The sequence below is a fragment of the Synechococcus sp. R70.1 genome, from assembly GCF_047461675.1.
Lineage (GTDB): Bacteria > Cyanobacteriota > Cyanobacteriia > Thermostichales > Thermostichaceae > Thermostichus.
In genome coordinates this window covers 1-761 of record NZ_JANSHR010000075.1, presented here as the reverse complement: position 1 = coordinate 761, position 761 = coordinate 1, and the positions used below count along the sequence as shown (strand labels likewise).

Below are 761 nucleotides of genomic sequence, written 5' to 3'. Positions count from 1 at the left end.
CCTAGATCTGAAAACTCACTCATCGATAAAGTACTCACGGGCAAGACTCTGGTAGCATTCTAAAACTCTCCTGCGCTTAAAGACGGCAGGGACTCCTTCAAAGGCTGCAGTTTTTATCACTGCATATTCAGGTATTCTGAAAATGTATTTGTCCTCATTACCTTTCTTAGGTTTTGGCCGGAAATATGGAAGTAGGTTCATGCTTCTCTCTTGGCTGACAATTTCGTCTATCTCATCATGTGCTCGTTTAATAGTGTTTTCGCTTCCTGAGGAGGGGACGCCATTGAAAAAGATAGGCAAAGTCCTGGGGCCACCATCCTGTCGTGACCTAGCAGTTTCTGGAATAAACTGGGTGATTACTCTAGCAGCATTATTCAGGGAAGACAGATCGTCGGGGCGGGTAGGTATCAAAATAACATCGGCAGCAAAAACACCACTCTGGCTGAAGTAAAGCCATTGAGTTGGGCAGTCGATTAGGATGTAATCATACTCATTGCGAAGAGGGGCAATGAGATCGCGAAGGCGCCGAGTTCCCTTTGGGATATATGCTACTGCCCGGCTATCAGTCAACGTCTCTAGTTCAGGGTCTCTTGGGATAATGTCGAAGATGGGAAGGGTACTCTGCTTGCCTTTGAGTCTGTCAAAGATTTCGAAGATGGACAATATAATCCGTTTACCCTCGAGTCTATATGTTTGGACAATGGCATGGACGTCTATTTTGGGATCCTTTAAACATTGCGTCAGTGTAATTTTTCCAGGAG

General features: G+C 45.2%; 1 protein-coding gene. It reads right to left on the bottom strand.

Annotation, left to right across the window (positions count from 1 at the left end):
• Positions 1-15: 15 nt before the first annotated feature.
• On the bottom strand, positions 16-761 hold a 746-nt coding region (locus tag NW807_RS08965), incomplete at its 5' end, for a ParA family protein (RefSeq protein ID WP_414425884.1).